Consider the following 3,986-nt stretch of genomic DNA (forward strand, 5'->3'; position numbering starts at 1 on the left):
ACGCCAGCGTCAACCACACATCGTCCGCGGCTACTTCGGCGGCCCGCACGTCCGCTACGTCCTGTACGAGAACCCTTTGAGTTTCTGATCAATAGGGTTCACAGAACAATAAATTACGCACTTCCACTCTTGACACCACAGGCCAGGCCGGGTGTTTGACAGCATGTTGATTCTCGGCACGCACCAACTCGTAAATCCGAACTCCCCTGCGATCACGGACTCCACGTTACGAGGGGAGGGGCATCTGAACCTTGTCCAGCAGACGCACGTCGAACTGCTTGGAGGAGTGATTCCCATCGCGGAGTTCGAGCTCGACCGTCTTCAGCGGTTCCGGCTGCGGGTCGGTCGACCGGACTTCGTCCACGATGCGTTGCTCGGGACGGTGAGAGCCGCTGTTCTGGGCTGGTTCCGGCCCGGCCCTCCTCCACCCGCTGCTGCTGAACGGCGGCGATTCGCCCGGGGTTCCCCTGCCGGACCAGCGGAACTCCATCACCCCCGTCATGTGAGGACACGATGGACGACACCCCCGCGCCCGATCACTGGATCGGCATGAGCGACCCAGCCTGGTCCGGTGAGGGGACGCCGCCCGGCTACAGCGCGGGGAAGGTGGTGACCGAAGCACTGGTCGACGCCGAGGTGGCGGTCCAGGTCACGGCGAGCGGCCGACCGGTGACCGTCACCACGTGCCCGGCATCGGGACGAACTCCGACTTCCGAATGCTGGAGGCCGGTGGCTGTCAGGTCTCTGTCCGTGATCATCTCAGACTCTGAGAACGCTTTGCTCGTGGCCGGCCCTGCTCTTCTGGGCCGTGGCTTCCTCGCGGGAGCGCGGCCTACGGCGGGGTATCGACGGATTAGTCAGCAGCCTCAGTATCGAGAGCATTGTTTCCACCACTGGCGAAAACCCACCGGGTGTCGCAGGTCCGCTTTCCGGTCGGCGGTTCGGGTCGCTAGGATGCGGCAATAGCGGGGATCGGTGTGGGCCGGTCCATGTGGGCAGGGACTGTCCGGCGGTGGGCCGTCGGCGCGTTCGCCGGGTCGTGCTCGGCAGGTTCGGCTACGGACGGCACTCCGGAGCTGATGTGCGGAGCCGTAGCGACCCCGAGCGGCAGCGGGCCGTCGTGCTTCATCGGGAGCGGGCGTTCCGCTTAGGCGCGTTCGTGAGCTCACGTGGCCAAGGAATAGCACGCACACTCTGCGTCTGTGACGCTTTTCCGTGCCAGGCCGAATCTCGTACCCCTGGCACATAGTCCTGGTCCTGCACGAAGGCTCGCCCAAACTCTGGCATCCCGAATCCGTTCACTTCCCCGGTCAGCTCTGTCACTCCGTGGTCCGCCCGGTATCCGGACAGTGGACCTGCTGCGCGCCAGAGTGCCGAAATCCGGGTCGCAGTCTCTTCCATCTGCCGAACGAGGAAAACGATGAGCAAGAAAAGCCCTGCCAACCCTGATGTGTCGGACGGCGACAAGCCCGACTCCCCGATTCCCGCCGAGACCGAGGCCGAGATGCAGACAGAGACCGAGACGCGGACCGAGGACGGGGGTTCTTACGCCAATGGGCGCATCGTCGGTGCGGACGAGAACACGCCGCCGGTCCCCGACGAGATCCGTGAAGCCGGCCGACTGGCCCCTGATCACTGGCTGGGCATGGTCGATCCCACTTGGAAGGGCGAGGGTACTCCTCCCGAGTGGGCCATGGTTGGCCGATGGCGTTCCGGTCTCGATGGCGAGATCGTCGAGTGGCAGGACAACGAGGCGTACCAGCCTTCCCCCCGGGCGCTCGACTGGCCGGAGCCTGCCGACGACGTGGACGCGGCCGTCCAGCTCGCCGCGACCGGGTACGGTCCGGGCGACGACGTGGTCAAGGCCCTAGCCCGCCACGAGGTCGCTGTGTTCGTCCAGCCCGGTGGTGGGCCCCTGGCGGCGACCACCCCTGACGGCGCCTCGGTCGTCCCGGTGTTCACCTCCCCCGTCTATTTGCACGCGGCCGGGCGCTTGGCGTACGAGTTGCACCAGATCCCCGACCTTCTCGGCAAGGTCCCCGAAGGACACGTTCTCTACCTGAATCCCTCCGGCCCGGTGAGCATGACGGTGGAACTCGACGTGATCCGCGAGGAGATCGAGGGCGGCGCGGAGACCAGGAGCGATCAGACCCAAGCCGCGGCCGACGGCGAGCCGGAGATCGGTGTCCCGCCCCTGGCCCGTCCGGTGACTACCGTCAGCCTCGACGGCTTCGAGAACAACGACGCCTCCCCGGACGACACCTCCCCGGACGACGAGCGGACGGACGCGACGAGCGCCGGTGAGGCGCCGGGCGTCCAACCAGGTTGACGGTGCTGGCTGGGCTGCACCGTCACGGACGGCTATACGACCGGTGGGGGATCCGATAGGTGGGTGGCCGGCGCCGGATCCCCTCTGCGCCCCTCCCCGAGCGGGACGGGGCCTGCGTCATTGCCGGCCGCACTGATGTGCACGATCTGGAGGAACAACTGATGACCACGCGCGGCGAGAGCACCGGCGGCGATGGGCTGCAGGAGCGGCCGGAAGGGGGTGAGCCCGCACCACGTTCCGGGGTACTCGGGCGGACGGCCGATCTGCCCGGCATGACCGCGGAGCCCGAAACGGCGCTGGTTCCGGCCGCGCCGTCTGCGGTCGCCGCCGGCACCTCCGACGACGGGGACAATGGTGAAGGCCGGACCAGGCCGACCACGGTCTCGGACCGCTCCGACTCAAGTGCGGAATCCCGTGCGGCGGCCGGGCAGGACAGTGAGTCGGAGAGCGGCTCGTCCACGAGCGGAACGGCGGCTCTCGACAGCTCGGCCACCCGTACCGCCACGACCACTTCCGAGGCGGCTTCCGATGCCGACGCCCTGCCTCCCGTGGCGATCGCCGCGGGCGCAGCGCCCGCAGGAGCGGGCGACGAGGACGGTGACGGGGACTCGGGCAAGCCGAAGAAGCCCTTCCTGGCCGCCGCCGCCATGGCAGGAGTGGTGCTTGCGGCAGTCCCGCTGCTCATCTTCGCCACCGGAGCGTCGGATGATGAGCACAAGAAGCAGAGGGTCGTGTCGGCCGCTGACGCGGACACCCTGCTCGACGATTCCCGTGTCGAGGAACCGCCCGCGCAATACGCGCCCGACAAGCCCAAGGACGAGAGCCCCACCCCGAAAGGCGAAACTAAGAAGCCCCTCGCGAAGAAGCCGGGCAGGCCCCAGGCCGGTGAGGAGAAGCCGGCGCCCGGGGCCAAGGCCAAGGCCGAGGACAGCCCAGGCCCCAAGGCGGGCAAGCCCCGGCCGGTCGTCAAGAAGAATCCCCCGGCGCCCGCCGGTCCGGTGACCTACCACATCGTCAGCGGCGACTCCCGAAAGTGCCTGAGCGCCGATGCCGTCGCGGACGGCACTCCGCTGTACATATGGGACTGCGACGACTCTCGCAAGCAGACGTGGACGTTCAAGACGGACGGAACCATCCGCTTGGGGGGGCTGTGCATGGACATTGCCAACGCCTCTCACGAGTCGGGCGCGGTCGTGCAGCTCGCGCGCTGCAACGGCAACGTGGCTCAGCAGTTCCGTGTCAACTCCGAACACGCTCTGGTGGCCAAGATCTCGAACTACTGTGTCGACGCCTGGTTCGCCAAGGACGCCAACGGCACCCCTGTGAAGACGTGGGCCTGCAATGGCCAGACGAACCAGAGCTGGTCGCGAAGCAAGGCATAGCGCGTCGAATAGGACCACTCGGCCGACCGGCCGCACGTACGAACATCCGGCGCGGTGCCCAGACGGGCCCCGCGCCGGATGCGGTGTGACCGCCGTCGCGCCCATGCGACAAAGCGGGTGCACGAAAATCCACACTGCCAACGGACATGCCATGCCTCGTCATCTGCCAGAGCGAACAAGTAAGGGCGTGCAGAGAATCAACATGCGGATTTGATCTCGCGTTGGACGGCTTCCGGGGTGAGGAAGGCCGCCACGTCCGCTGGTGTGCGGAACCT

General features: G+C 67.4%; 4 protein-coding genes. 2 read left to right on the top strand and 2 right to left on the bottom strand.

The annotated features are described in order from the left end of the window. Positions 1-226 precede the first annotated feature (226 nt). Positions 227-364, bottom strand: a complete 138-nt coding sequence (locus tag ACWCPY_RS43060) for a hypothetical protein (protein ID WP_451274633.1) — start codon at positions 362-364, stop codon at positions 227-229. A 226-nt stretch (positions 365-590) separates the two neighbouring features. After that, positions 591-758 carry a hypothetical protein gene (locus tag ACWCPY_RS43065; protein ID WP_451274635.1) on the bottom strand — a complete coding sequence of 56 codons (168 nt, stop codon included), beginning with the start codon at positions 756-758 and terminating at the stop codon, positions 591-593. Between the two features lie 662 nt (positions 759-1,420). On the opposite strand from ACWCPY_RS43065, the gene ACWCPY_RS43070 reads away from it, so the two are divergent. Next, on the top strand, positions 1,421-2,329 hold the full coding sequence (locus ACWCPY_RS43070; RefSeq protein ID WP_451274637.1) for a type VII secretion system-associated protein: 909 nt from the start codon (positions 1,421-1,423) through the stop codon (positions 2,327-2,329). 161 nt (positions 2,330-2,490) lie between these two features. Continuing rightward, the gene (locus tag ACWCPY_RS43075; RefSeq protein ID WP_451274639.1) at positions 2,491-3,711 is read left to right on the top strand and encodes a ricin-type beta-trefoil lectin domain protein; all 1,221 of its coding nucleotides are present in this window, start codon (positions 2,491-2,493) and stop codon (positions 3,709-3,711) included. Positions 3,712-3,986 lie beyond the last annotated feature (275 nt).

It is taken from the genome of Streptomyces sp. NPDC002403 (assembly GCF_053593015.1).